The sequence below is a fragment of the Arthrobacter sp. GMC3 genome, from assembly GCF_002929305.1.
Taxonomy (GTDB): domain Bacteria; phylum Actinomycetota; class Actinomycetes; order Actinomycetales; family Micrococcaceae; genus Specibacter.
The window spans coordinates 1-618 of the sequence record NZ_PJIO01000106.1 but is presented as its reverse complement, the minus strand read 5'-3'; the positions used below and the strand labels follow the sequence as shown (position 1 = coordinate 618).

General features: G+C 68.0%; 1 protein-coding gene. It reads left to right on the top strand.

Features of this window, described 5'->3' with window-relative positions:
- Positions 1 to 618 (top strand): substrate binding domain-containing protein (locus tag CXQ94_RS23865; protein ID WP_219817123.1); only part of this gene is annotated, 618 nt, incomplete at both ends.

Here is a 618-nt window from a genome sequence, read left to right as displayed (position 1 = left end):
GACGCACCGGCCCCCTTCGGGCGCCGTCACCTGGCGCCAGCCCTGGCCGAATTTCTCCAGGCCTATCCGGGAGTCGATATCCAGCTGCGTCTGATCGACAGCTTCGTCGACCTGCACGGCGAGCACCTGGGTGAGGTCGATCTGGTGTTGCGCATCGGCCCGCTGGCCGACACCCGTCTGGTCGCCACACCGCTGGCGCCGATGGTGCGAGTAGTCTGCGCCAGCCCCGCCTATCTGGAACGCCGCGGCGTGCCACTACAACCGGAGGAATTGCCCGACCATGATGGGTTGGACTGGGATGCGCTGGCGCCGCCCCATGCGTGGCGCTTCGAGCGCGGCGGGCGACCGCAACTGCTGCGCCCGGGTCGCCTGCGCATGGTGGCGAACAATGCCGAAGCGCTGCTGGCAGGGGCATTGGCGGGACTTGGCATCGCCCACCTGCCAACCTGGCTGATCAGCGACCAGCTGCTGCGTGGCGAACTGCTGCCGCTGTTCTGCGAAGGGGGATTGCCGCAACCGGAAGCCAGCGGCATCTACGCGCTGCGATTGCGACGCGAGGCCGACTCGCGGAGCCGTCTGTTGCTGGAGTTTCTGAAAAACCGCTTCGGCCCGGTCCCT